Raw genomic sequence first — 21,536 nt, 5'->3', positions numbered from 1 at the left:
CGATGTCCTCTGACCTGTGGAGCTTTGCCCTTGCCGTCTACGCCCGTCCTGGCGTGGAGGATGCCTGCCTGCGCCTGCAATCGGCGGGAGCCAACGTGTGCCTGATGCTATGCGGCTTATGGCTGGAACAACGCGATGTGACCTGTGACGAGGTGCGCGCCCGGCAGCTTGTGGAACTGACAGAGCCCTGGGACCGGGAAGTGGTCCAGCCGTTACGCGCATTGCGCACGCAGTGGAAAACCCTGGCCGACACCGATCCGGTGCTCAAGGGCATGCGCGAGCAGATCAAGGGACTGGAGCTGGAGGCGGAGCGTGCACTGCTGTCGCGACTTGAAGGCGCCGCGCAAGGCTGGAAGCGTGACTCCAAGGAATCGAGTGACTGGCTGAACGTGCTGGCCGGCCCGGCGGCCAACCTGAACCGCGACGCGCTGCAAGTGCTGCGCGTCGCGGCGACCGGCGCTTAGGAAGCGCTGGACGGATTGCTGGCGACGCTCGACACCGGCGCCGGGGATGGCGTGGTTGCGGTGGTCGAGGTAGTGGCGGCCGGTGCCGGTGCTGCAGTCGGAGCCGGGGTTGCCGGTGCGGCAGGTTTGGCAGCAGGCGCAGTGGCAGGTTTTGCTGCAGCTGGTTTTGCTGCTGGCTTGGCGGCAGCTGGCTTGGCAGCGGCAGGTTTTTTCACCGCAGGTTTTGCAGCAGGTTTCGCTGCTGGCTTGGCGGCCGGTTTGGCAGCGGTCGCTGGCTTGGCTGCGGTGGTTGCAGGCTTCGCGGCGGCAGCCGGTTTGGCGGCTGGTTTGGCAGCGGGTTTTGCCGCAGCTTTTGCCGCAGCTTTTGCCGCAGGTTTCGCCGCCGCTTTGGCAGCAGGTTTCGCAGCAGGCTTGGCAGCGGTTTTCGCCGCAGGCTTGGCAGCAGCAGTTTTGGCGGCTGGTTTGGCAGCGGCTTTAGCGGCTGGTTTTGCTGCCGGCTTTGCAGCCACTTTGGTGGCTGGCTTGGCAGCAGGTTTCGCAGCGGCAGTGCTTGCCGGAGCGGCCTTCGCAGCAGCGGTTTTCGCCGCAGGTTTGGCAGCTGGTTTTGCAGCAGCCGGCTTGGCAGCAGCTGGTTTGGAAGTCGCTGGTTTGGCTGCTGTGGTTTTGGCCGCAGGTTTAGCAGCGCTGGCGGCTGCAGGTTTCTTCGCGGCTGGTTTTGCAGCGGCTTTCACTGGCGCTTTTGCCGGGGCTTTGGCCGGTGCTTTTGCAGCAGGTTTGGCAGCCGCTTTTTTCGCAGGCGCCGCTGCCGGTTTGGCCGAACGCAGGGATAACGCCTTGCCGACGGCCTCTTGAACACGACCGACACCCTGGGCCAGTTTCAGGCTTTCCTGGGCATCGCGCTTGAGTTGCAGAATGTAGCTGCGGGTATCGGACTGACGCTCCTTCAGGGCATCAAGCAGATCTTCGAGTTCCTTCACGGCAGCCTTGGCCTTGGTCTGCGCCTTGGCTTTACCGGCCGCTGCTGCGTCCTGCAATTTGGTGCGGGATTTGTGCAGCTTTTCTTGTGCCTTGCCGCGCTGCTTTTCCAGTTTGGCGAGCAGTTTTTCAGCATCAGCCAAGGCTTGGGAGCAAGCGTTTTCCAGATGCTCGAGCAAGCTGCCCGAGAGTTGTTGGAGTAAATGCAACGGAGTGTTTACAGGCTTCTTGGTGGCCGACATGGTTTACCTCCTGGCTGACGTGAGTGCGGCTCATACTAGACCTCTGCTGCTACCGCCGCTAGGGCATGTTGACAGTATCGAAAGCACTCGGTTGCAGGCTTGCGAAAAACTTCTGCGCATTGGCAAAAGCAGTTCACCGTTGCAGACGTTCGCGCTGGCATAATCCACCGCAATTCAGGACGGAGAGTGCCCATGTCGCGCTACCTTTTTTTATCCCTCTGCATGATTTTTTCCTTGGCGCAGGCCGAGGAAAAAAACACTGCAAACGATGCCCACGATCTGGCTTACAGCCTGGGTGCCAGCCTCGGTGAACGGCTGCGCCAGGAAGTGCCGCAGCTACAGATCCAGGCGTTGATCGAAGGTCTGCAACAGGCCTATCAAGGCAAACCGCTGGCACTGAGCGAGGCACGCATCGAGCAGATTCTGGCCGATCACGAATCGCAGACAGCCGAGCAGGCAGCGATGCCTTCGACTGAAGCCGCGATGGAAAACGAGCGACGTTTTCTCACCGCCGAAAAAGCCAAACCGGGTGTGAAGGAACTGGCCGACGGCATCCTGCTGACTGAGCTTTCGCCGGGGAACGGCACGAAGGCCGGCCCGGATGGAAAAGTGCAGGTGCTGTATATCGGCCGACTGCCGGATGGCACCGTGTTCGATCAAAACACACAACCACAGTGGTTCAATCTCGACAGCGTGATCGCCGGCTGGCGCACGGCGCTACAGAACATGCCCGTGGGCGCGAAGTGGCGTCTGGTGATTCCGTCGGATCAGGCTTATGGCGCTGACGGTGCCGGCGACCTGATCGCGCCGTTTACACCGTTGGTGTTCGAAGTGGAATTGCGCGGCGCGACCAGTTGATCGCCCAATAAAAAACGGTGCGCCTGGGCGCACCGTTTCTGATTCTTGCGAGGCTGGATTCAGGCCTGAACCGAATCCTCTTCCTTGTGTGCGGTATGCAGCACTTCGATCAGGCAGTCTTCCAGTTCGAAGCGCTCGTGGAGCAGGCCGCCCAGCTCCTTGAATTTCTCCGCAACGCATTTGCCTTCATCGCAAAGGTCGTTGAATGCGAGCAGCTTTTCGGTGATGACATCGATCCGTGGGTAGATCGTCTCGGCCAGTTCCAGGCCGCGCTTGTCGTTGAAGGCCTTGGCCTCGCCCGTCAGCTGTTCGTAGATCTCGAAGTGGCCGGCCGAGACGTAATCGACCAGCACGCCGCAGAACTCCTGCAAGGGCTTTCGATCCTCGGACAGCGCCTGAGGCTTGGCGCCCAGCTTGTCATAGGCAGCGATCAACTCCTCACGCTCCTGCAGCCAGCGGTCGATCAGCAGATGAACTCCACCCCAGCGTTCCTGAGCATTCTGACAACTTTCGAGCATGGCGATCTCTCTTCCCTTGTGGGTCATGCTGCTCTACACCCGCGCCCCTTCTTGTGGCTAATGCTTTGAGAGGCGGCCAGGCAGAGCGTCATCGAGCAACACAATTCCAATGACACGTGCGGGCCAGATTATGCCCGCACGACTATGGCTTCAAGGTACGCAGGAGAGAAAGTTCATACAAGTGTTTAATCCCTGACCAGCGCCGGGTGCGACGGTTGGCCGCGCAGCGGTCGCTGCAAAGCCATCCAGACCTGTCGCAGCAACTGATAAAAAGCCAGGATCGACATCCCCACAAAAAACAGCAGACTCCACTCCGGAATGCTCAGATCGAACAGCGTCCAGGACAATTCCGCGCAATCGGCGGTGTCGTTGAACATGCGCATCAGTGCGCACAACCACGGCAGGCTGCTGAACATCTCTTCCGGCCCGGGCCCGCAATGCGCCAGTCTTTGCAGGGAATCACTTTGCAACAGCACTTGCCGCCAGGCCGCCGTCATGCCGCCAAGACTGGTCAACAATGCCATCACCCAATACAGCGACAGACCGACACGTTGCGGCCCATGGATCGCAGCCATACCACAACAAAGGGTGAGGACACTCATGAACAGACGCTGGACCAGACACAGGCTGCAAGGCACCAGACCGACCGCGTATTCGAGGTAATAGGAAGCTCCCAGGGCCAGAATCCCCGCAGTGAAAGCCATAAAGAACAGGGAGCGTGAGCAGGCCAAAGACATGGCTTATCCGTAAAAATAAAGACAGGCAGTTACGGTAGAGGAAAGCGCCTCGGGCTTTCAAGGCAGGTCACTGGCGACACTTCATCAGAAGTGTAGGGAAATCCCGACAAGCACAGAAGGATTCGGTGCAGTCCACTGTAGGACTTTGCTCAGGAAGGGATTTACGGGTAACTATTCAGTCACCGGAAGAAAAAGGAGGAGCATCGCTCCTCCTTTCTGATCACGCTCGAACAGCTACGGGTAATGGCGCAGCCAGCAGGCGTTCATCCAGCATCCCGAGCCCTTCCTGGAACAGCAGATTGCTGCGCTCGGTGTCACCCAACCGGGCCAGCAGGCGAGCCAACTCGGCGCAGGCCTCCGGATTACGCTGCACTCGCAGGCTGCTTTCCAGATAATCCCGCGCCTTGCCCCACAGACTGGCTTGCAGGCACAAACGCCCCAACGTCAGCAGCAGGCTGGCGTCGCCCGGATGATCCTTGAGCCAGCCTTCAGCCGCCTGCAACTGACGCGCCGGATCACTGCCGCGCACCAGACCGTAAAGGCGTGCCAGATGGCTGTCGTACTTGCGCTTGAGCGCCGTGCGCAGCACTTCTTCCGCTTCGACCTGGGCACCCAGTTGGCGCAACTGCTCGGCGTAGGCCAGCACCAGCGCCGGTTCCTGGCGCTGGGCAGAAGTCAGCTGCTGCCAGGCTCGGTTGAGCGACTGCAAACCGACTGCGCCATCCTCTTCACGCTGGGCCGCCAGGGACAGATTTTCTCCCCAGGCGCGACGCTCGAGCTCGGTCAGTTCAGCCGGTGGCAGGACTTTGTCCTTGCGCAGCTCCGGCAACAGCCGGATCACGGACGACCAGTCACCGCGCTGCTGATGCAGGCGCTGCAACTGACGCAAAGTCTGGACATTGTGCGGATGGCGCTCGTGCATCGCCTGCAAAGTGACCAGCGCGCCATCGGTATCGCCACGATCGGTCTGCAACTGCGCATGGCTGAGGGCGATCGCCAGCTCGGCCTGCGGCTGACGCTCGAGGGCGCGCTCCAGCAGGCGATCGCTTTCCTCGTAGTGGCCTTGTTCGTTGGCGGCGCGAGCGGCGCCCAGGTAATACAGCAACGGTTGACGCTCGGCTTCGGCGGCCCGGTAAAGGTGGCGCTGGGCACTGGCCCAGCGACCTTCGGCCAGGTCGAGCTGACCATGCTCGATCGCCACCTGCACACGGCGACTGCGGTTGCGTCGCGACCATGGATTGACCACGCCGCCGGAGGTCAGCACCAACTCGACCAGCGCCTTGATGCCCCAGACCAGCAGCCACAGCACCGCGACCACCGCCAGGGTTGCCCACAGGCTCGATTCATAACGAAAGCTTTTGTAGGCGACCAGCACGTAACCGGAATGCTCGGCAATCGCCAGGCCCAGCGCCGCCGTTGCCGCGATCACCAGAAACACGATCACATACAGGCGCTTCATGGTGTCGCCTCCTGAGCGGTGCTCGCGGCCGGTTTGGCGAAGGGTTTCACTGATTCCTCGGCGTTGACGTTACGGCGCTCCAGATACGCCTGCACCGCGCTCAACGTTCCGGCGAGATCCGGCGTGTTGACGGTAACCGGTTGCTTGCTCAGTTCCGCGACCTGCTCGAGCATGATTTTGCTCTGCGGGTTGTCCGGATTGAAGTTGCCGGTGAGGACGTCACGCGCTTCGGCCAGGGCCTGGGTGTAAACCGGCGCCTGGCCGTTGAGCGCAGCCCATTGCGCCTGCTCGAGCGAAAGGCTCAGGGCCAGACGCACCTGACTCAGACTCTGGCCAGCAAGCAGCGGCCGGACGTTTTTGTCAGCGTTGAAATCGATGCGGATGTAACGCGAGATCTGATCCCACCACTGCGCCCAGCGACTGGCGCCATCGCCGTCGGAAGTCAGGCCCAGCAGCGAATCGCCGCGATCCTTGTATTCCGGCGCCAGCTCGGTGAGACCGACGACCTGATCGCGCAAGGCGCCCAGGCGCAGAAACAGCCCGGTGCGATCCGGCTGTTCGGTACTGCGCAGCGCCACAAGGGTTTTCGCCACTTGCTCGCGGGCGGCGAACGAACCGGGATCATTCTGCTCACGCAGGATTTCGTCGGCACCCTGCACCAGTGCCTGAGCGCTGCTGATGTCCTGCAGGGCGGAAAGACGCAGACTGGCCAGACGCAGCAAGTGTTCGGCCTCGGCCAGACGCCAGTCCTTGCGGCTGGCGCCGAGGACGGTTTCCAGACGCTGATTGAGGCGCTGCTGATCGCCCTGAAGCTGGGTCACCAGACGCTGGCGATCGGCAAGTTCATCGGCGCCGGGCAATTGCCCGAGACGCTCAGTCAGTCGTTGCTCGTTGAGCTTCAGGGTCTGTGCCTGATCGTTCAACGCTTGAACCTGACTCAATTGATTTTGAGTGTTGGCCTGCAGGTGTCGCACCTGCCAGACACCCCAGCCACCCACCGCAACACCGGCGGCGCCGAGCAGCAGCGCGAGAATGGCCAATCCGTTGCCTCGGCGCGGTTCGGCGGCCGGTGGCGGTGCATCAACCGGTGCATCGATCACAGGTTGAACGTCATCTTTAGGCAAGGTTGTTTCGCTCACGTATCCATCCTTTGCATTAGAGAACGGGCACGGGATGCTCCCGTAACGCCGTCAGCAAAGCCGCGGCACTCGCGCCGCGACAATCCACAACTGTTCGGGCCCCGGCGGCACTGGCCTGCTCGGCAACCCTTGGGCTTGGAACAAACAACGGCAACTGCGCAAGCACAGGCCAGGTATCGCCGGCCAGTTGGCGCAGGTGCTCGAAACCCTGTCCACTGCTGACCACCAGCCCGTTCAGGCGTTCCGCTGCAATCCTGCGAGGCAGCTCCTGCGGCGCATAGTCCGGCAGGTCGCGACGGTACAACTCCAGATATTCGACACTAGCACCAAGCGCGCGCAGGCGCTCGGCCAGCAATTCGCGTCCGCCCTCCCCGCGCAGGATCAACACCTGCGAACCGGGTACGGCCACCGCCGCCAGAAGACGCGGCAATTGCAGCAAGGCTTCGCTGTCGTCGCCCGCGTCCGGGAAGCTCACATCCAGCCCCCGATCCCGAAGGATCGCGGCGGTCGCTGCACCCACGCTGAACCATGGCATCGTCGGAGTCGACAGACCCAGAGAATCGAGCAGATCCACCGCGATCCGCGCCGCCGGCTTGCTGACCACGATCACGGCGCTATAACGCGGCAGTTGCGTGATCGTGTGGCGCATTGTGTCAGAGACCGGCAGTGGCGCAATTTCCAAAAGCGGCAGACAGCTGCTGAAAAACCCTTGTTCGGCCAGCACGGCGGCGAGCGCCGAACAGTCCTCCGCCGGGCGCGTCAGCAGCAGGCGCCAGGCGGTCACTCGTGACCTGCCTCGCCGTAGACTGCCTTGAGAATATCGTCGGCGCCCTGGCTGAGCAGGTCTTCGGCCACCTGCACGCCCAGCGTCTGGGCTGCGGCACGCGGCGCACGGGCCTGTGCGCTGAGCAGCTTGCCGCCGCTCGGTTCGCCCACCAGACCGCGTAGCCACAATTGATCGCCTTCGAGCACGGCGTAGCAGGCGATCGGCACCTGGCAGCCGCCATTCAGATGTTTGTTGAGGGCACGCTCGGCCGTGACACGGTCAGCGGTGTCGGCGTGATGCAGGGGTGCGAGCAGGGCATGGATTTCCGTGTCGGCACTGCGGCACTCGATACCGACGGCGCCCTGGCCACCGGCCGGCAGGCTGTCGTCGACGCTGATGGCCGAGGTGATGCGGTCTTCGAAACCAAGACGGATCAGACCAGCTGCCGCGAGGATGATCGCGTCGTACTCGCCGGCGTCAAGCTTGGCCAGACGGGTGTTGACGTTGCCGCGCAGGAAACGGATCTCCAGATCCGGACGACGGGTCAGCAACTGCGCCTGACGACGCAGGCTGGAGGTACCGACGATGCTGCCGGCAGGCAATGCATCGAGGCTGGAATATGCATTGGAGACAAACGCGTCACGCGGATCTTCGCGCTCGCAGATGCAGAACAGACCGAGGCCTTCGGGGAAATCCATCGGCACGTCTTTCATCGAATGCACGGCGATGTCGGCTTCGTTTTCCAGCAGCGCGGTTTCCAGTTCTTTAACGAAAAGGCCCTTGCCGCCGATTTTCGACAGGGGCGAATCAAGCAGCTTGTCGCCACGACTGACCATGGGCACCAGCGTCACCAGCAGGCCCGGGTGGGCTGCTTCCAGACGAGCTTTGACGTATTCGGCCTGCCAGAGGGCCAGAGCACTTTTGCGGGTGGCGATGCGGATTTCGCGAGAGGACATGGATCAATCCGTACTGAATAGATACGGCGGATAATAACAGCTCAGCCAAATCCACTTTGACCTGAATCAGAAACGGCGTGGCCTCCCTGGCCTGCAATGCCTGGTGAAAAGAACGAAGAACCGCCCGGAGCCTGCGGCCTAAAGCCCCTGCATCATTTTGCGCACGCCCGCCACATGCCGGCGGCTGACGATCAGCGCGTCACCGTTCAGACCCTTGAGGAACAACTGGAAGTGGCCCAGCGGTGTGCGTTGCAGTCGCTCGATGCGGTCGCGGGCGACCAGCGCGTTGCGGTGGATCCGCACGAAGCGCTCGCCGAATTCGTCTTCCAGTGCCTTGAGCGGCTCATCCAGAAGAACTTCGCCGGCTTCGTGGCGCAAGGTCACGTATTTGTGGTCGGCAATGAAGTACACCACCTGATCCAGCGGGATCAGTTCGATGCCTTTACGGGTGCGGGCGCTGATGTGGCTGCGCGGGCCGTTACCGCTTTCGGCGGCAGGACGGGTCAGGGCCGAGAGCTGGGCCCGGTTGGGACGTTCAGCCCGTTTCAGGGCGTCATGCAGATGTTCGGTTCGCACGGGTTTCACCACATAGCCCACGGCGCTGGCCTGAAGGGCTTCCACGGCAAATTCATCGGGACCTGCGCAAAACACCACGGCTGGCGGGGTCTCGCGTTCGCACAGACGGGCAGCCACCTGCAGGCCATCGAGGCCCGGCATGCGAATATCGAGCAGCACGATATCCGGCTTGTGGCTGTCGATCAGCGCCAACGCCTCTTCGCCATTGGTGGCGCTAGGCTCCAGGACTGTGTAGCCCTCGAGCTCGCTCACCATTCGGGCGAGGCGCTCGCGGGCCAGTGGTTCGTCATCAACGATCAGGACATTCATATTGCGCTGGATTCCTGCGTGAGTCTCGCACAAGGATAGCGTAGACAAGTGGAGTGACGTCCGTCACCGCGATCCACGCTAAGACTAGCGCGAGCGTCAAAAAGTGCCGTACGTCGGCCGGCAATATTTGCCGACACGTGCAACGTACCGACTGACGCCCGTCGCCGACTGCGTTTTACGCAGGGTATGCCAATGGCCAATACACCCACCCCTCTCTCTTCTTATAGTCGGTGGCCGGACCTTTGCGCGATCCGCCGCCACGTCGACCCCTATGTCCTACTGTAGACGCTCGTCAGGCCGATATTGCTCAATCGAAAAATATCCTTGCGCAAATCCCCCGCAGACACCGGCGACTATGGAGGAGGACATGAGAAAAAAACGTATCGACCAGTGTCAGCGACAGGATTGGCAACCCTGTTATTATCCGCGCCAGCGTTTCACGCCTTCTTTCTTCAAGCCGATACGAGCGAATTCATGAGCACTGACAAGACCAATCAGTCCTGGGGCGGCCGCTTCAGTGAACCCGTCGACGCCTTCGTCGCCCGCTTCACCGCCTCCGTCACTTTCGACCAGCGCCTGTATCGCCACGACATCATGGGCTCGATCGCCCACGCCACCATGCTGGCCAAGGTCGGCGTGCTGACGGATGCCGAGCGCGACAGCATCATCGATGGGCTGAAGACCATCCAGGGCGAAATCGAGGCCGGCCAGTTCGACTGGCGCGTCGACCTCGAAGACGTGCACATGAACATCGAAGCACGCCTGACCGACCGCATCGGCATCACCGGCAAGAAGCTGCACACCGGCCGCAGCCGCAATGACCAGGTCGCCACCGACATCCGCCTGTGGCTGCGTGACGAGATCGACCTGATCCTGAGCGAAATCACCCGCCTGCAAAAAGGCCTGCTGGAGCAGGCCGAGCGTGAAGCCGCGAGCATCATGCCGGGTTTCACCCACCTGCAGACCGCTCAGCCTGTGACCTTCGGGCACCACATGCTGGCCTGGTTCGAAATGCTCAGCCGCGACTACGAGCGCCTGGTCGACTGCCGCAAGCGCACCAACCGCATGCCGCTGGGCAGCGCCGCGCTGGCCGGTACCACCTACCCGATCGACCGCGAATACACCGCGCAACTGTTGGGCTTCGACGCCGTCGGCGGCAACTCGCTGGACAACGTGTCCGACCGGGACTTCGCCATTGAATTCTGCTCCGCCGCAAGCATCGCGATGATGCACCTGTCGCGCTTCTCCGAAGAGCTGGTGCTGTGGACCAGCGCGCAGTTCCAGTTCATCGATCTGCCGGACCGCTTCTGCACCGGCAGCTCGATCATGCCGCAAAAGAAAAACCCCGACGTGCCGGAACTGGTACGCGGCAAGACCGGCCGTGTGTTCGGCGCCCTGATGGGCCTGCTGACCCTGATGAAAGGCCAGCCACTGGCCTACAACAAGGACAACCAGGAAGACAAGGAACCGCTGTTCGACGCCGCCGACACCCTGCGCGACTCGCTGCGTGCCTTTGCCGACATGATCCCGGCGATCAAGCCCAAGCACGCGATCATGCGCGAAGCGGCGCTGCGCGGTTTCTCGACCGCCACTGACCTCGCCGACTACCTGGTACGCCGTGGCCTGCCGTTCCGTGATTGCCACGAGATCGTCGGCCACGCGGTGAAGTACGGCGTCGACACCGGCAAGGATCTGGCGGAAATGAGCCTGGAAGAACTGCGTAAGTTCAGCGACCAGATCGAGCAGGACGTGTTCGCCGTGCTGACCCTGGAAGGCTCGGTGAATGCCCGTGACCACATCGGCGGCACAGCGCCGGCGCAGGTCAAGGCTGCCGTGATTCGCGGCCAGGCGTTGATCGCCAGCCGCTAAAAGCCAAAAGCATCGCTGGCAAGCCAGCTCCCACAGGTTCAGTGTCGAACATGCAATTGTGTTTCAACTGAAAACCCTGTGGGAGCGGGCTTGCCCGCGATGACTGATTTCAGAACGCTACAATTTCTACTTTTTGGCCGCGATCATCGCCAAAAACGCCGGCATCTCCGCATCCTTGTCCGCCTCGATCTTCTGCACGTGCGGATTCTGCTCAAGCCGCTCCAGCAGCGCCCTGGCCTTCGGCATCTCCGCCAGCAAATCCAGACCGAACAGCTTGTGCCCCACCGCAGCCGCCAGCGGCACGCTGTAGAGGAAGTACAAATCCGCAATGCTCAGGCTGTCGCCCGCCACATACGGGTCGAACTTGCCGTGACGTCCCAGCGCCGCAAAACCCAGCAGCAATTCAGCCTTGGTTTTCTCTTTGATCGCCTCCGGCAGCGCCGTACCGAAAAACGCTTCGCCATAACAGGCACGGGCCGGCAGCTCGATATACAGCTCGATTTCCTTGGCCACTGCCAGCACCTGGGCACGGGCGAACGGCTCGGTCGGTAACAACGGGACACCCTGCTGACTGCTTTCGAGGTATTCGAGCATCACCATCGTTTCGTTGATGTAACCGCCTTCGGCCCCCAGCACCGGAACCTTGCCGCGCGGGCTGATGGCCAGAGATTCAGGCGTCGGCGTCGGGTAGAACGTGACCTCTTCGAACGGCAGGCCTTTTTCCAGCAGCGCCAGTTTGACCATGTTGTAGTAGTTGCTGACGGAGAATCCATAGAGCTTGAACATTACATGGCCTCCAGGCCGTGCGGGGTGGGCAGTGCCTGTTTATAGATCGCCCGGGGGATTCTCGCCAGCAGCATCACGCCGCTGAATGCGGGTAAACTGGCGCCTTTCCTTGAGGAGCCTGCCATGAGCGAGCCGACTGACATCGACAATGATGAAGAAGAGTTCACCGAATCGACGCTGATCGAAGCGATCGAGAACCAGATCGAAAGCGACAACCCGCCAGCGGCCAAGGCAACCTTCAACAAGCTGACGCTGGTCGGCTACGAGCGCGAAGACATCCTGAACCTGATGGCCCATGTGCTGGCCTACGAAATCGATTCGATGCTCGACGATGACCGCGCGTTCGATACCGAATGGTACGAAACCGCGCTGCGCGCATTGCCGGAACTGCCACCGGAAAAGCAGTAACCGGTCTCGCCCTGTGGGAGCAGGCCTGCTCCCACACAATTTGTCATCCATCTCCACGGCCTTCTTTCGACCCCTGACTACACTGCGGGACAAAAACCCTGACACGCGCACTGGACAGGCCGCGCCGGCAGGTTCACCTTAGGGGCGCTGTCGTCCAATTACTAGAAAGTCTGGAGTCCTTATGTCGCTTACCCCTGAGTTGGTTGCCGAACTGGAAGTCCTCGCACTCTTCAACCTGGACAGTTCCCAGGAAGGTCTGAAAATTCATCAGACCGCTGCCCCGAAGCACATTGCCGCCGCACAACGCCTGTTTGAAAAAGAACTGACAGACCAGCCTGATGGCGGTTACCTGACCAGCCTCGGTCGCGATGCCGCACAAAACGTGCAAACCGTACTGACGATTCTCAAAGAGCAGCAAAACGCCTGATCCTCCCGACTTTGCCCACGGAAACCCCTGCCACGGGATTTCCGCGGGCCAGCCATGAACGTTGCCCACCGCCCAACGTTGGAAATCTGACGTCAAAAAAACAAATTCAGCTTAAAACTCCTGCTGCTCAGGCGCTAAACTCCCGGACACCCGAGACCCCTTGCCTCCGAGCCCTGCGCGCCGGTTTGAGCCGACATGACCCGCACCCATGAAATCCGCCCCGACCTGGACGAAGGCATCGACCGCAAGGTACTCAGCCAGCTACGTGCACGTTTTCTGAAACTCAATGAAGGTCGCCTGAACCGGGCACTGGAAGGCCTGTCGACGCGCCAGCAAAGTGTGCTGACGCTGCTGCCGCTGTTTTTTCACGTCAATCATCCGCTGTTGCCCGGTTATGTCTCGGGCGGTACGCCGGCCGGGCTGTCGAATTACGAACCGGACGCCGACGCGCTGGCCGAAGCCCAGCGCCTGACCCGCTCGTTCTCCTACAAACCGCGTCACGGCAGCAACCCGCCTCGACCGATTCATGGGCTGTTCCTGATGGGCAGCCTCGGCACGCTGGCCCAGGCCGATCAGAGCGACATGGACGTTTGGGTCTGCCACGCCCCCGACCTGAGCGACAGTGAACTGGCCGAACTGCGCAAGAAATGCCAGTTGCTCGAAACCTGGGCTGCCAGCCAGGGGGCAGAAGCGCATTTCTTCCTGATCGACCCGGTGCGCTTCGTCAAAGGCGAACGCGACACCCAGCTCAGCTCTGAGGATTGCGGTACCACCCAGCACTATCTGCTGCTGGACGAGTTCTATCGCACCGCGATCTGGCTCGCCGGGCGCACGCCGATCTGGTGGCTCGTGCCGGTCTACGAAGAACGCGCCTATGACGCGTACACCCACACCCTGATTTCCAAGCGGTTTATCCGCAACGATGAAACCCTCGACCTGGGGCCGATGGCGCACATTCCGCCGGGCGAGTTTGTCGGCGCCGGGCTGTGGCAACTGTTCAAGGGCATCGAATCGCCTTACAAGTCGGTACTCAAGCTGCTGCTGACCGAGGTTTACGCCAGCGAACATCCACAGGTGCAATGCCTGAGCCTGCGCTTCAAGCAGGCCGTATTCGCCAACCGGCTCGACCTCGACGAGCTGGACCCGTACATGGTGGTTTACCGGCGGATCGAGGAATACCTCACGGCGCGCAACGAACCGGAGCGTCTGGAACTGGTGCGCCGGGCGCTGTACCTCAAGGTCAACCGCAAGCTCACCGGCAACACCCGCACCCAGAGCTGGCAGCGTTCACTGCTGGAACGACTGGCCAGCGAATGGCATTGGGACCAGCGGCAACTGGCACTGCTCGACAGCCGCAGCCAGTGGAAAGTCCGCCAGGTCAGCGCCGAGCGCCGGGCGCTGGTCAACGAGCTGAATTACAGCTACCGCTTTCTGACCCAGTTCGCCCGCACCGAACAGACCGTCAGCCTGATCAACAAGCGCGACCTCAACGTTCTCGGCCGGCGCCTGTACGCCGCGTTCGAACGCAAGGCGGACAAGGTCGAGTTCATCAATCCCGGCATCGCCCCGGATCTGGCCGAAGACACCCTGACCCTGGTGCAATCGCCGAACAAAAAGGAACCGGGCCAAACCCAGTGGGGCCTGTACAACGGCAGCCTGACGGCGCTGGAGTGGGAACATTTCGCGCCGATCAAGCGCAGCCGCGAGTTGCTGGAACTGCTGACCTGGTGCCACCGCAACGGCGTGATCGACAGCAGCACCCGACTGGCCCTGCACCCCGGCACCAGCGACCTGAGCGAATTCGAACTGTTCAACCTGCTCGGCAGCCTGCAACAGAGCATCGCCCTGCCCTTGTCGACCGTTGCCGAAGAACCGCTGCTGCGCGCCGCCGTGCCCAGCGAAGTGCTGATGCTGGTGAATGTCGGGGTCGACCCGCTCAAGCATCACCGCGACCTGAACATCCTGATGACCACCGAGCGTACCGATTCGCTGAGCTACGCCGGTGTGCGCGAGAACCTGGTGCTGACCCTGGATCAGGTCACGCTCAACAGCTGGAACGAGGTACTGGTCAACCGCTTTGACGGTCCGCATGCCTTGATGGACTGCCTGCGCGATTACCTCAACAACCTGCCGCGCGGACCGCAACAACCATCGCTGCGAGTGCGTTGCTTCTGTCACAATCGCGCGCAATTCATCGCCCGCCGGGTGGAAGAAATCGTCGACACCGCGCAGACACTGCTGTTAAGCGATTTGAATCACCGCTACCTGATCCAGGTGCAGCAGCACTATCACGTGCTGGAACTGGTGCCGGGCCAGGTCAGCCATGTGGCCCTCGCCACCCTGCCGGCGCTGCTTGATTACCTTGGTGAGGAACAGCCGCGCTACAGCCCGCTGCACCTGGATCCGATGGCGCTGGAAGACCACGACCTGGCGCTGATCCTGCCGATGGGCCAGCCCGAATGCATTCAGGTGTTCTACCGGCTCACCGAACAAACCGCCGAACTGTACGTACTCGACGAGTTCAACGCGCTGTGGCAGCAGCACTTGCCCTATCACGACGAGCAAAGCCTGTTGGTGCCGTTGCAGCGATTCCTGCAATCGATCCAGTTCCGCCGCGAAGCACTGCTGCCGATGGACTCGGGCCACGCCGTCAGCCTTGAAATCTTGTATTACCAGTTATTGCCATCAGGGCCGGGACGCGCGCGACGGGTCGAAATGCGCCCGGCGCCGCAGACGCCGGTCAACAAACCGTTCTACGACGTGCAGGCGATCGTCGGTAAAGCCGCACCCGGCGAAGTGCAGGTCACGCTGTATTGCAATCAACGGGAATTCAGCGAGCTGGAACATGGCGACCAGCTGTTCAGCGTGGTCGCCCGGGAGATCGTCGGGCAGCGCCGGGAAACCGAGCGCTACCGCTGCTACATCACCGACCTCGACCTGTCGGGTGTGATCGGTGACGGGCAGAGTTCAAGCAATCTGTATCTGCGTTACAAGGCCGACCTGGAACGCTCTCTGAACGAGGCGCTCGAGCAGGTCTGAGGCGGGTTATTCCGGGAAGTCGCCGCCGTTGGCCGGCTGCGACTCGACTTCCAGCAAGGTCAGTTTCAAGGTCTTGCCGCCCGGTGCCGGCCAGTCGATGTGCTGACCGACTTTGAGGCCCAGCAGCGCACTGCCGACCGGGGCCAGGATCGAGACTTTGCCTTCGTCGGCGTTGGCGTGCTTCGGGTAGACCAGGGTCAGGTGGTAGTCCTTGCCACTGCTTTCTTCACGGCAGTGCACACGGGAATTCATCGTCACGACATCGGCAGGCACTTCATCGTGACCGACCAGGGTATCGGCGCGGTCCAGTTCGGTTTGCAGCGCGATCACGCCCGGCAGCGAGTCATCCAGGCTGTCGATCAGGCGCTCCAGACGTTGCACGTCCAGACGGGTAAGGGTGATGGAAGGTGCGGTCATGATCCGGGCAGACTCCTTTCTTCTGCACACAAAAAAAGCAAAACCCCGCCAAAAAAGACGGGGTTCTCACCAGGCCTCGATGGGTTGAGGCGTTTCCGGACACTATCACAGCTCAAAAAATATACAAGCTACGCTCCGGCGAGCTGCCGGCGCTGAGCCGCCTGCGCACAAATCACGCGACGGCGCTCGTCATCGGCCGAACGCCACTCGCGGATGTCTTCGACATGGCGCATGCAGCCGCGGCAGACCTTCTGCTCATCCAGCCGACAGACGCCGGTGCACGGCGATGGCACGGCCGGGCTGACGTTGCTGTAGAGCGGCTTCGGCGGACGGACGGGCGCGGTATCAGTCACGAAATCACAGGCCTTCGAAATCGAATTCGGTGCCGGCCTGCTGCTTGACGATGCGCTCCAGCATTTCGCCCAGCTGCTCTTCGCTCTTGTCGCACATCCAGCGTTCGCTTTCTTCGTCGTAGTCGAAGTGGAAACCACCGGACACCGCGGCCAGCCACAGCTGACGCAACGGTTCCTGACGACTGAAGATCAGCTGGGTGCCGTTCTCGAACTTGACGGTCAGCACACCGGCCGAGTTCTCCATGTCGATGTCCATGTCGCTGTCGTCGAAGATGTCTTCCAGTTTTTCCTGGGTTTCATCGACCAGATCGTGGAAACGGGCTTCGGACAAACTCATTGCGGCAACCTCAAAAAATGTCTGATCAGGCTCAAGCGCCGCAAGATACGGACGCTGCCGGCCGATTGCAAAGGATAACGACCAAGCGCCCTGCCCGGCGACGAAATATCCACCCGCCACGCGGGAAAAGTTTCCGCGCCGCAGCCCGAGCCCCGCCGGACGGGAGTTCCGTCGCATAGGCAAGCTGCCGGGTGGCCGGTATACTCCGGCGCAATTAACGCATATTCAAGGATTTCGCCATGAAGCGCCTGATCTCTTCCATCGCTGCGATCGTCGCGGTTGCCTGCCTCGTTTCGGCTTGCGGTCAGAAAGGCCCGCTGTACCTGCCCGATGAAGATCAGGACCCGGCCGAGCAAGCCCAGTCTTCGCAAAAGCAGCCTGTCTCCAAGGCACACAAGCACGACGTTTACTAAGGGATCGCCATGGACGCTTTTAACTACCGTGGCGGGGAACTGTTCGCGGAAGGTGTGGCGCTGTCCGCCATCGCCGATCGCTTCGGCACACCGACCTACGTCTACTCCCGCGCCCATATCGAGGCCCAGTACCTGGCCTACGCCGATGCGCTGGCCGGCATGCCGCACCTGGTCTGCTTCGCGGTCAAGGCCAACTCCAACCTCGGTGTCCTGAATGTCCTGGCCCGCATTGGCGCCGGCTTCGACATCGTCTCCCGTGGCGAACTGGAACGCGTACTGGCCGCCGGCGGCAGCCCGGACAAGATCGTGTTCTCCGGCGTCGGCAAGACCCGTGACGACATGCGCCGCGCGCTGGAAGTCGGCGTGCATTGCTTCAACGTCGAATCCACCGACGAGCTCGAGCGCCTGCAGCTGGTCGCCGCCGAGCTGGGCGTTCGCGCGCCGATCTCGCTGCGCGTCAACCCGGACGTCGATGCCGGCACCCACCCGTACATTTCCACCGGTCTCAAAGAGAACAAGTTCGGCATCGCCATCGCTGACGCCGAAGACGTGTACGTGCGTGCCGCGCACCTGCCGAACCTGGAAGTGGTCGGCGTTGACTGCCACATCGGTTCGCAACTGACCTCCCTGCCACCGTTCCTCGATGCCCTCGACCGCCTGCTGGATCTGGTCGATCGCCTCGGCGATTGCGGCATCCACCTGCGCCACATCGATCTCGGTGGCGGCCTGGGTGTGCGTTATCGCGATGAAGAGCCGCCATTGGCCGCCGATTACATCAAGGCCGTGCGCGAGCGTCTGGTCGGTCGCGACCTGGCACTGGTGTTCGAACCGGGCCGCTTCATCGTCGCCAACGCCGGCGTGCTGCTGACCCAGGTCGAGTACCTCAAGCACACCGAGCACAAAGACTTCGCCATCGTTGACGCGGCCATGAACGACCTGATCCGCCCGGCGCTGTACCAGGCCTGGATGGACGTGACCCCGGTCAAGCCACGCGAGACCGCTGCGCGTACCTACGACGTCGTCGGCCCGATCTGTGAAACCGGCGATTTCCTCGCCAAGGAACGTGAACTGGCGCTGGAAGAAGGCGATCTGCTGGCCGTGCATTCGGCCGGTGCCTACGGTTTCGTGATGAGCTCCAACTACAACACTCGCGGCCGTGCCGCTGAAGTGCTGGTGGATGGCGATCAGGCTTTTGAAGTGCGTCGCCGCGAGACCGTGGCCGAGCTGTTTGCCGGCGAAAGCCTGCTGCCGGAGTAACCCCATGCTGCTGCGTTTTACCAAGATGCACGGCCTGGGCAACGACTTCATGGTCCTCGACCTGGTCAGCCAGCACGCGCACATTCAGCCCAAGCACGCAAAAATGTGGGGCGACCGGCACACCGGCATCGGTTTCGACCAGTTGCTGATCGTCGAGGCGCCGAGCAATCCGGACGTGGATTTCCGCTACCGGATCTTCAATTCCGACGGCTCCGAAGTGGAGCAGTGCGGCAACGGTGCGCGCTGCTTCGCCCGCTTCGTGCTCGACAAGCGCCTGACCGCCAAACGGAAGATCCGCGTCGAGACCAAGGGCGGCATCATTGAACTGGACGTGCGTAACGACGGCCAGATCGGCGTGAACATGGGCGCCCCGCGTCTGGTGCCGGCGGACATTCCGTTCCAGGCGCCGGAGCAGGCCCTGAGCTATCAGGTCGATGTCGACGGTACGCCGGTCGATCTGGCGGCGGTGTCCATGGGCAACCCCCATGCGGTGCTGCGGGTCAGCGATATCAACACTGCACCGGTGCATGAACTGGGGCCGAAAATCGAACACCATCCGCGCTTCCCGGCACGGGTCAACGTCGGTTTTCTCCAGGTCATCGATCGCCATCGCGCGCAACTGCGCGTGTGGGAACGCGGCGCCGGGGAAACCCAGGCCTGCGGCACCGGTGCCTGCGCTGCTGCTGTAGCGGCGATCAGTCAGGGGTGGATGGATTCGCCACTGCTGATCGACCTGCCGGGCGGGCGTCTGTCCATTGAATGGGCAGGCCCCGGCCAACCGGTGTTGATGACCGGCCCGGCAGTGCGCGTATACGAAGGACAAGTGCGTCTTTGAGTGAGCAGAAGCCATGACCGATAAGCCTCAGGTACCCGCCCGACAATCCGGTGAATCAGCGTCCGAGAGCCTGGAGGCGGCAGCGGTTGCCGCGTACCTGGAGGCTCATCCGGACTTCTTCGTCGAGCATGAAGAACTGCTGCCGTCCCTGCGCATCCCCCATCAACGCGGCGATACCGTCTCGCTGGTGGAGCGTCAGATGGCCATTCTGCGCGACCGCAACATCGAGATGCGTCATCGCCTCTCGCACCTGATGGACGTCGCCCGGGACAACGATCGCCTGTTCGACAAGACCCGTCGCCTGATCCTCGCCCTGATGGACGCTGCCACTCTGGAAGACGTGGTGATCAGCGTCGAAGACAGCCTGCGCCAGGATTTCCAGGTGCCCTTTGTCAGCCTGATCCTGCTCGGCGACAACCCGGCCCCGGTCGGTCGCTGGGTGACCCACGCCGATGCGCAAACCGCCATCGGCGGCCTGCTTACCGAAGGCAAGAGCGTCAGCGGCAGCCTGCGTGAACACGAGCTGGACTTCCTGTTCGGCGAAGAGCAACGCAAGCAGATCGGCTCCACCGCCGTAGTCGCCGTCAGCCATCAAGGCATCCACGGGATTCTGGCTATCGCCAGCCGTGATCCGCAGCACTACAAGAGCTCGGTCGGCACGCTGTTCCTCAGCTACATCGCCGAAGTCATGGGTCGCGTGCTGCCACGGGTCAACAGCTCCCTGCGCTCGGTACGCTGAGCATGGAACGACAACTGGACGCTTACTGCGAACACCTGCGCAGTGAGCGGCAGGTGTCGCCGCACACGCTGTCAGCCTACCGCCGCGATCTCGATAAAGTCCTCGACTGGTGCAACAAACAGAACATCGGCAGCTGGCAGGCACTGGATATCCAGCGTTTGCGCAGTCTGATCGCCCGCCTGCATGCCCAGGGCCAGTCCTCGCGCAGCCTGGCGCGCCTGCTCTCGGCGGTGCGCGGGCTCTATCACTATCTGAACCGCGAAGGCCTCTGCGATCACGATCCGGCCACCGGCCTGGCACCGCCCAAAGGCGAGCGCCGCCTGCCGAAAACCCTCGACACTGACCGCGCCCTGCAACTGCTTGAAGGTGCTGTGGAGGACGATTTTCTCGCGCGGCGCGATCAGGCGATTCTGGAGTTGTTCTATTCCTCCGGCCTGCGCCTGTCGGAGCTGACCGGGCTCAATCTCGATCAGCTCGATCTGGCCGACGGCATGGTTCAGGTGCTGGGCAAGGGCAGCAAGACGCGCCTGTTGCCGGTCGGCAAAAAGGCCCGGGAAGCGCTGGAACAATGGCTGCCTTTGCGGGCGCTGACCAATCCGGCGGACGATGCCGTGTTTGTCAGCCAGCAAGGCCGACGTCTCGGCCCGCGCGCGATTCAGGTGCGGGTCAAACTGGCGGGCGAGCGCGAACTGGGACAGAACCTGCACCCGCACATGCTGCGGCACTCCTTCGCCAGCCACCTGCTCGAATCCTCCCAGGACCTGCGCGCGGTGCAGGAACTGCTCGGCCACTCGGACATCAAGACCACCCAGATCTATACCCACCTGGACTTCCAGCATCTGGCGGCGGTCTACGACAGCGCCCATCCACGGGCCAAACGCATGAAAGGCGACGATTCATGAGTATCCAGTTGATCACCTTCGACCTCGACGACACCCTGTGGGATACCGCCCCGGTGATCGTCAGCGCCGAAGCGGTTTTGCGCGAATGGCTGAGCGAACATGCGCCGAATCTGGGCGCGGTGCCGGTGGAGCATCTTTGGTCGATCCGCGAGCGGGTGCTGGCCAACGAACCGGGACTCAAGCACCGCATCAGCGCGCTGCGCCGGCGAGTGCTGTTCCATGCGCTGGAGGAAGCCGGGTACGCCCACGGCGAAGCGTCGGAACTGGCAGACAAGAGTTTTGAAGTGTTTCTGCATGCGCGGCACCAGATCGAGGTGTTCCCGGAGGTCGAGCCGATCCTGGAAACCCTCGCCAAGCACTACGCCCTCGGCGTGGTCACCAACGGCAACGCCGATGTACGTCGTCTCGGGCTGGCGGACTACTTCAAGTTCGCGTTGTGCGCCGAAGACATCGGCATCGCCAAGCCGGATGCGCGACTCTTCCACGAAGCGTTGCAACGCGGTGGCGTGAGCGCCGAAGCCGCCGTGCATATCGGCGATCATCCCGGGGATGACATCGCCGGGGCGCAGCAGGCCGGTCTGCGAGCGATCTGGTTCAACCCGGCCGGCAAGGTCTGGGAAGCGGAACGCCTGCCGGATGCCGAGATTCGCAGCCTGACCGATCTGCCCGCGGTGCTCGCCCGCTGGAACAGCCGCCGCTAGATTTCTTTCGCCCATGAAAAAGCCCGCAGCGACGGCGGGCTTTTTCAGCAAGCA

The 21,536-nt window shown here is 62.1% G+C and carries 24 protein-coding genes; 12 read left to right on the top strand and 12 right to left on the bottom strand.

All coding sequences use genetic code 11. From position 1 onward, the window contains the following. Positions 1-2: 2 nt before the first annotated feature. A complete protein-coding gene (locus tag CAF73_RS07265; RefSeq protein ID WP_085696873.1) occupies positions 3-464 on the top strand; it encodes a TIGR02444 family protein in 462 nt (153 codons plus the stop codon). Here CAF73_RS07265 and CAF73_RS07260 read toward each other — a convergent pair. Further along, the gene (locus CAF73_RS07260; protein ID WP_085702341.1) at positions 461-1,681 is read right to left on the bottom strand and encodes an AlgP family protein; all 1,221 of its coding nucleotides are present in this window, start codon (positions 1,679-1,681) and stop codon (positions 461-463) included. The genes CAF73_RS07265 and CAF73_RS07260 overlap by 4 nt on opposite strands. Before the next feature lie 192 nt (positions 1,682-1,873). Here CAF73_RS07260 and CAF73_RS07250 point away from each other — a divergent pair, with 192 nt between their 5' ends. After that, entirely contained in the window at positions 1,874-2,539 is a 666-nt protein-coding gene (locus tag CAF73_RS07250; protein WP_085702340.1) for an FKBP-type peptidyl-prolyl cis-trans isomerase, read from the top strand. Positions 2,540-2,598: 59 nt separating this feature from the next. Here the strand turns inward: CAF73_RS07250 and CAF73_RS07245 are convergent, their stop codons facing one another. The 7 genes from CAF73_RS07245 to CAF73_RS07215 all read right to left on the bottom strand — a co-directional run bounded on the left by CAF73_RS07245 (position 2,599) and on the right by CAF73_RS07215 (position 8,999). Then, on the bottom strand, positions 2,599-3,057 hold the full coding sequence (locus CAF73_RS07245; RefSeq protein WP_007951863.1) for an Rsd/AlgQ family anti-sigma factor: 459 nt from the start codon (positions 3,055-3,057) through the stop codon (positions 2,599-2,601). 185 nt (positions 3,058-3,242) lie between these two features. Beyond that, on the bottom strand, positions 3,243-3,794 hold the full coding sequence (locus CAF73_RS07240) for a disulfide bond formation protein B (protein WP_085696870.1): 552 nt from the start codon (positions 3,792-3,794) through the stop codon (positions 3,243-3,245). Between the two features lie 220 nt (positions 3,795-4,014). After that, a complete protein-coding gene (locus CAF73_RS07235; RefSeq protein ID WP_085696869.1) occupies positions 4,015-5,253 on the bottom strand; it encodes a heme biosynthesis protein HemY in 1,239 nt (412 codons plus the stop codon). After that, the gene (locus tag CAF73_RS07230; RefSeq protein WP_085696868.1) at positions 5,250-6,392 is read right to left on the bottom strand and encodes a uroporphyrinogen-III C-methyltransferase; all 1,143 of its coding nucleotides are present in this window, start codon (positions 6,390-6,392) and stop codon (positions 5,250-5,252) included. The genes CAF73_RS07235 and CAF73_RS07230 overlap by 4 nt, the downstream gene beginning before the upstream one ends. 16 nt (positions 6,393-6,408) lie before the next feature. Next, positions 6,409-7,176 (bottom strand): uroporphyrinogen-III synthase, encoded by a 768-nt coding sequence (locus CAF73_RS07225; RefSeq protein WP_085696867.1) that lies wholly within the window; start codon positions 7,174-7,176, stop codon positions 6,409-6,411. Further along, positions 7,173-8,114, bottom strand: coding sequence for a hydroxymethylbilane synthase (gene hemC / locus CAF73_RS07220; RefSeq protein WP_085696866.1), 942 nt, complete (start codon positions 8,112-8,114; stop codon positions 7,173-7,175). Before hemC ends, CAF73_RS07225 begins: the two co-directional genes overlap by 4 nt. A 138-nt stretch (positions 8,115-8,252) precedes the next feature. Then, positions 8,253-8,999 carry a LytTR family DNA-binding domain-containing protein gene (locus CAF73_RS07215; protein WP_085696865.1) on the bottom strand — a complete coding sequence of 249 codons (747 nt, stop codon included), beginning with the start codon at positions 8,997-8,999 and terminating at the stop codon, positions 8,253-8,255. A 474-nt stretch (positions 9,000-9,473) separates the two neighbouring features. On the opposite strand from CAF73_RS07215, the gene argH reads away from it, so the two are divergent. After that, on the top strand, positions 9,474-10,868 hold the full coding sequence (gene argH, locus CAF73_RS07210; RefSeq protein ID WP_085702339.1) for an argininosuccinate lyase: 1,395 nt from the start codon (positions 9,474-9,476) through the stop codon (positions 10,866-10,868). A 126-nt stretch (positions 10,869-10,994) separates the two neighbouring features. Here the strand turns inward: argH and CAF73_RS07205 are convergent, their stop codons facing one another. Further along, entirely contained in the window at positions 10,995-11,654 is a 660-nt protein-coding gene (locus CAF73_RS07205; protein ID WP_085702338.1) for a glutathione S-transferase family protein, read from the bottom strand. A gap of 123 nt (positions 11,655-11,777) precedes the next feature. Here CAF73_RS07205 and CAF73_RS07200 point away from each other — a divergent pair, with 123 nt between their 5' ends. From CAF73_RS07200 to CAF73_RS07190, 3 genes are all read left to right on the top strand, one after another. Beyond that, positions 11,778-12,062 carry a hypothetical protein gene (locus CAF73_RS07200; RefSeq protein ID WP_085702337.1) on the top strand — a complete coding sequence of 95 codons (285 nt, stop codon included), beginning with the start codon at positions 11,778-11,780 and terminating at the stop codon, positions 12,060-12,062. Positions 12,063-12,243: 181 nt separating this feature from the next. Beyond that, positions 12,244-12,489, top strand: a complete 246-nt coding sequence (locus CAF73_RS07195) for a TIGR02647 family protein (RefSeq protein ID WP_085696861.1) — start codon at positions 12,244-12,246, stop codon at positions 12,487-12,489. Between the two features lie 195 nt (positions 12,490-12,684). After that, positions 12,685-15,528: a class I adenylate cyclase gene (locus CAF73_RS07190; protein ID WP_085702336.1), complete on the top strand. Its 2,844-nt coding sequence runs from the start codon at positions 12,685-12,687 to the stop codon at positions 15,526-15,528. 6 nt (positions 15,529-15,534) lie between these two features. Here CAF73_RS07190 and rnk read toward each other — a convergent pair whose 3' ends face one another. The 3 genes from rnk to cyaY all read right to left on the bottom strand — a co-directional run bounded on the left by rnk (position 15,535) and on the right by cyaY (position 16,635). After that, positions 15,535-15,945: a nucleoside diphosphate kinase regulator gene (gene rnk / locus CAF73_RS07185; protein WP_085696859.1), complete on the bottom strand. Its 411-nt coding sequence runs from the start codon at positions 15,943-15,945 to the stop codon at positions 15,535-15,537. Positions 15,946-16,073: 128 nt separating this feature from the next. Continuing rightward, on the bottom strand, positions 16,074-16,298 hold the full coding sequence (locus CAF73_RS07180) for a DUF1289 domain-containing protein (RefSeq protein ID WP_085696858.1): 225 nt from the start codon (positions 16,296-16,298) through the stop codon (positions 16,074-16,076). Positions 16,299-16,302: 4 nt separating this feature from the next. Next, positions 16,303-16,635 carry an iron donor protein CyaY gene (gene cyaY / locus CAF73_RS07175; protein ID WP_085696944.1) on the bottom strand — a complete coding sequence of 111 codons (333 nt, stop codon included), beginning with the start codon at positions 16,633-16,635 and terminating at the stop codon, positions 16,303-16,305. A gap of 239 nt (positions 16,636-16,874) precedes the next feature. Between cyaY and CAF73_RS07165 the strand changes: the two genes are divergently transcribed. From CAF73_RS07165 to CAF73_RS07140, 6 genes are read left to right on the top strand one after another with little or no spacing between them, the layout of a single operon-like run. Further along, positions 16,875-17,048, top strand: a complete 174-nt coding sequence (locus tag CAF73_RS07165) for a lipoprotein (protein WP_085696945.1) — start codon at positions 16,875-16,877, stop codon at positions 17,046-17,048. Positions 17,049-17,057: 9 nt separating this feature from the next. Beyond that, entirely contained in the window at positions 17,058-18,305 is a 1,248-nt protein-coding gene (gene lysA / locus CAF73_RS07160; protein ID WP_085702335.1) for a diaminopimelate decarboxylase, read from the top strand. Positions 18,306-18,309: 4 nt separating this feature from the next. Next, positions 18,310-19,140, top strand: a complete 831-nt coding sequence (dapF, locus tag CAF73_RS07155; protein WP_085696856.1) for a diaminopimelate epimerase — start codon at positions 18,310-18,312, stop codon at positions 19,138-19,140. Positions 19,141-19,153: 13 nt separating this feature from the next. Beyond that, positions 19,154-19,879, top strand: a complete 726-nt coding sequence (locus tag CAF73_RS07150; protein WP_007951894.1) for a DUF484 family protein — start codon at positions 19,154-19,156, stop codon at positions 19,877-19,879. A 2-nt stretch (positions 19,880-19,881) separates the two neighbouring features. Then, positions 19,882-20,781 carry a tyrosine recombinase XerC gene (xerC, locus tag CAF73_RS07145; RefSeq protein WP_085702334.1) on the top strand — a complete coding sequence of 300 codons (900 nt, stop codon included), beginning with the start codon at positions 19,882-19,884 and terminating at the stop codon, positions 20,779-20,781. After that, entirely contained in the window at positions 20,778-21,482 is a 705-nt protein-coding gene (locus CAF73_RS07140; RefSeq protein WP_085696854.1) for an HAD family hydrolase, read from the top strand. The genes xerC and CAF73_RS07140 overlap by 4 nt, the downstream gene beginning before the upstream one ends. Positions 21,483-21,536: the final 54 nt, after the last annotated feature.

The sequence above is a fragment of the Pseudomonas sp. B15(2017) genome (genome assembly GCF_002113215.1).
GTDB lineage: Bacteria > Pseudomonadota > Gammaproteobacteria > Pseudomonadales > Pseudomonadaceae > Aquipseudomonas.
The sequence above is the reverse complement of the archived record's forward strand: the minus strand, read 5'-3'. Positions and strand labels throughout refer to the sequence as shown.